Here is a 4,201-nt window from a genome sequence, read left to right as displayed (position 1 = left end):
GCGCCACGCGACCTCGAAGATTCCCGACGGCGACCTCGCCAATATCGCGACCCTCGGCTTCCGCGGCGAAGCGCTGCCGTCGATCGCTTCGGTGTCGCGGCTCGAAATCCGCAGCCGCGCCCACGGCGCCGACGGAGCGTTCGCGCTTTGCGTCGAGGACGGCGCGAAGAGCGCGCTGCGGCCGATATCCCATCCCGCCGGCACGCGGGTCGAAGCGCGCGACCTGTTCGCCGCGACGCCGGCGCGGCTGAAGTTCCTCAAGTCCGATCGCTCGGAATCGCAGGCCTGCGCCGATGTCGTTCGCCGCCTCGCCCTCGCCAGTCCCGGCGTGCGCTTCTCCTTCATGAGCGATGTCGGCGGTTCGTTCGATTGTCCGGCCTGCCCGGCGGGCGAAGCGGGCGAGCGCGAGCGGCTGCGCCAGGCGCTCGGCGACGCGTTCGTCGCCGACGCGCTGAGGGTCGAGGCCGCGCGCGAGGGCGTGCGCATTTCCGGCTGGGTCGGCCTGCCGACCTTCAACAAGCCGAACGCGCTGTCGCAATATTTTTTCGTCAACCGCCGCACGGCGCGCGACCGGCTGCTGTCAGGCGCCTTGCGCGCCGCCGCGCTCGACTTCATTCCGCGCGACCGCCATTGCGTCGCGGTCCTGTTCGTCGATTGCGCGCCGAGCGAGGTCGACGTCAACGTCCATCCGGCCAAGGCCGAAGTGCGCTTCCGCGATAGCGGGCTCATCCGCGCGCTGCTGATCGGCGCGGTGCGCCAGGCCTTCGCGGCGGCGGGGCATCGCGCCAGCGCCAGCGGCGGCGTCGATACGCTCGCCGCAATGCGCGCGCCCGATGATCGCGCAGCCCCGCCCGCCGATTGGTCCCCGGGCTTGACCCGGGGATGGCGCGCTTCGCCCGCCGCGCCGTGGGCCGGGGCGAACCGCTTCGCCGAGCCGGCGCAGGCCGCCTTCGCCGAATTCGCCCCGTCGGCCGACGCGCGCGCTTCCGCGCCGCCGGCCGCCGCCGATCTCGCCGCGCCGCTCGGCGCCGCGCGCGCGCAGGTGCACGACGCCTTCATCGTCTCGCAGACGCTGGACGGCGTCGTCATCGTCGATCAGCACGCCGCGCATGAGCGCATCGTCTACGAGAAGCTCAAGCGCCAGCGCGCGCAGAACGGCATCGCGCGGCAGATCCTGCTCAGCCCCTTGGTCGTCGACCTCGAGCCGCGCGCCGCCGCCGCGCTCGCCGAAAGGGCGGGCGAGCTCGAAGCGCTGGGCCTCGTCGTCGAGCCGTTCGGCGCCGGCGCGATCCTTTTGCGCGAAGCCCCCGCGCTGCTCGACGGCGCCGACATGGCCGCGCTGGTGCGCGATCTCGCCGACGACCTCGCCGCCGAGGACGGCGCTGAGACGCTCGAGCGCAAGCTCGACCATCGGCTGGCGACGATCGCCTGCCATCACTCCGTGCGCGCCGGCCGTCAACTCAAGCCCGAAGAAATGAACGCGTTGCTTCGGGAAATGGAAGCGACGCCCGGCGCTGGCCAGTGCAATCACGGCCGGCCGACCTACGTCGAGCTGAAGCTCGCCGACATCGAGCGGCTGTTCGGGCGAAGGTAGCGAAGGGGAGCGGTGGTGACAGTGGTTTGCGGAACGTCGGTACCAGTCCACGGGAGCGCGATGCGATTTTCCGTCTATTGGACTTGAGCAACGGCTACTCCGTGGGGGGCTCCACGAATTTGCGATATGGGCCCGCAATAAAGTGGTTAGGTCGCCATCCTTTTATCAAGCGATCGCCGAAGAGGCTGTCTGCCCCACCAATAGTGATTCCGATCGTTGTTCCCAAGCCCGTCGGGAAAATGGCATCGGCCGCGACCCCAAGCGCAGTCGCGACCGCGAACCGGATCGATTTGGACGGCAGTTTGTCGGCCCACGTCGATGCGGTCGCGCTCCGATGATATTCGTGAACAAGCCCAACGTCCGGATTGGTTTTCTGGATGAAGCTCTTAAATTTGTCTGCCTGATCAAGCAAAGTAAGAAACTCACCAAACGTTCGGCGCCCCTCGTTTAATGTCTCTCGGATCGATGGAAAATCCGGGATAATAAGATCATGGAAGGTTTGTATTTCTTCGGCGTTGGTTTGGCGGCGCTGTAAAAACTCAAAATGTTTAAGTCTGATTATGTTACTATTTAGTGGGGTGGTTACAGGCTCCGCCATATAATAGGCTGCAAAATGACTGTCCGCTCGCGCGGCGACAAGGTGGGCAAGTATATAGGCTGGGTTGATTGAACTATGCGATACTGAGACTCTCTGATGGTAGATCGCGTTGAGCTTGACGAAATCTAAATCCGTTTCAACAACAAATTCTTTGCCGAGGTCGAATATCGAAAATTTAAAGTGCTTATGAAGTTGATATTCAGGCAGAAGATGAGCTAGAATTTCTGTTATAGCCAGCTTAACGAATTTGGTATCCTTTACGTCGGCCAGTGCTAAATCGCAAATCGCATCCTCTTTACCAGGGATACCAGAAAACTTGTGCAGTTTTAGTCGGTCAACGATTCCTCTCGCAAGCTTTCTCGTCGAAAGAGAATTGCCAAATTCTCTCACCAGCATATCGTGAATTTCTTCCTGATAATCGATTTTTTGCTTGCCCGGACCCACGCCGTGAAATGTAAATGCCGCAAATCGATGAGCCGGAGGAAATCCAGAAGTCATCACGGAGAAATTTGGACGAACGTATGAGACCTTGACGGAGTTCTTGTCCAGCAAAGCAAACAAGTCATCAGCGGGGATCTTCCGCGCCAGCTCTATTACTGATCCCCGATCGAGTAACAAATGGGCCGAGCCGTAGAAGAACAGAGTCTCCGCCAAAAGGCCAATGTCGAGGGTATCGGCCATCCCAGCGCGCAGAATTAGTGCCTGTTCAAACATATTGTTGTCGACTATTTTAGTGTACTGCCCAGAGAATCGCAGCCGCAGCCCACATTAATCTCGGCGCTTAGCGCTAAGGGTACAAGCCACGACGCCTCGCCGAGATGTTCCACTCTTGTTCCAATTTAAGGTGCCGCGACCGGTAGCGCAAGGAACCCGAAATTGTCGAGTCGAACAAAATTGCTCCGTGCTTGCCCCGTGAAAAGAGATAGAATCTGGCGCCTAACGCGCTGATTTTACGCGTCTGGGTCTCAAAGAGGCCCGTCACATCGGCCCGCCGCCGTCAAGCCGCTTTGCGGCTGCTGCGCTGCGCTTCGCCCCCTTCGCGGTGACTGCGCCGCTCCGATGTGACGGCATGCTTCCATGATCGTTGCTGCGCGAAGCCGGCCGCACGGCCGGATCGCGCAGCAACGATCATGGAGGCCAACCGCCTGAACCGCGCGGAGGGGTCAATGTTTGCGCCCCCGGACGCTGATCCGGGGGCGCAACCCGCGAAGCGGGCGTGACATTGACGCCGAGCACGGATCAGGCAGGGAGTTCCGCGACCTCTGTCATTCCGACGCGAAGACGCGCAGGCGATGGTCGTCGGGAGGCGAGCATCGCGCCGCCGCCGGTCCCTGAAAAGGGACAGAACTTGGCGCCCAACGCCCTGATTTTACGCGCCCGCGTCCCAAAGTCGCCGGCCCGCGCGGAACGAGGCGGCGTCATCCCGGCGCGAACGCCCGCAGCCGGTGGCCGTCGGGGTCGAGGGCGACGCCGGTGAAGCCGAAATCCATCTGCGTCGGCGGCTGGGCGACGCGCGCGCCGAGCGCCTGCCAGCGCGCGATGGTCACCGCGACCTCCGCTTCGCTGTCGAGGGTGAAAGCGATCTCAGCCCCGCCGGGCGCGCCGGCCGCGGGCGCGACGCCGTCGCGCCGCCACAGGCCGAGCATCACGCCGGGCGCGGCGGGCAGCATGGCGAAGGTCGGCGATGATTCGGCCGCCGGGCGGTCGAGGATCTTGGCGTAGAACGCGACGCTCGCCGCGACGTCTTCGACGTAGAGCAGGATGAAGCTGATATCGGCCATGGCTGGGCTCCCTGGGTTGGCGGCAAGGAGACCTAGCGGTCAGGCGCGTCAGATTCTGTCAGCAGCGCGCAGCGCGAACGGCCGTGACGGCCTAATCGGAATGGCCCGAGACGTTGCTCGGCGTCAGATAATACGGCTCGACCGGGCCGGTGAAGCGGATCGTCAGCAGGTTGCCCTTGCGGTCGCGCGTCTTGCCGACGGGGGCGCGGATCCAGCCCTCGCTGACGC

At 63.6% G+C, this 4,201-nt stretch carries 4 protein-coding genes; 1 reads left to right on the top strand and 3 read right to left on the bottom strand.

Annotated features, from left to right (window positions below):
• A partial coding sequence (gene mutL, locus ABSF49_RS20675) for a DNA mismatch repair endonuclease MutL (RefSeq protein WP_424114522.1) occupies window positions 1–1,594 on the top strand: 1,594 nt, incomplete at its 5' end.
• A gap of 94 nt (window positions 1,595–1,688) precedes the next feature.
• Here the strand turns inward: mutL and ABSF49_RS20670 are convergent.
• The 3 genes from ABSF49_RS20670 to ABSF49_RS20660 form a co-directional block, all read right to left on the bottom strand.
• Entirely contained in the window at window positions 1,689–2,906 is a 1,218-nt protein-coding gene (locus ABSF49_RS20670) for a hypothetical protein (protein ID WP_424114521.1), read from the bottom strand.
• Between the two features lie 704 nt (window positions 2,907–3,610).
• Window positions 3,611–3,973 carry a VOC family protein gene (locus tag ABSF49_RS20665; protein WP_424114520.1) on the bottom strand — a complete coding sequence of 121 codons (363 nt, stop codon included), beginning with the start codon at window positions 3,971–3,973 and terminating at the stop codon, window positions 3,611–3,613.
• Between the two features lie 91 nt (window positions 3,974–4,064).
• A partial coding sequence (locus tag ABSF49_RS20660; protein WP_424114523.1) for a DUF3297 family protein occupies window positions 4,065–4,201 on the bottom strand: 137 nt, incomplete at its 5' end.

It is taken from the genome of Roseiarcus sp. (genome assembly GCF_049514155.1).
In the GTDB taxonomy this organism is placed as follows: Bacteria; Pseudomonadota; Alphaproteobacteria; order Rhizobiales; family Beijerinckiaceae; genus Roseiarcus.
The sequence above is the reverse complement of the archived record's forward strand: the minus strand, read 5'-3'. Positions and strand labels throughout refer to the sequence as shown.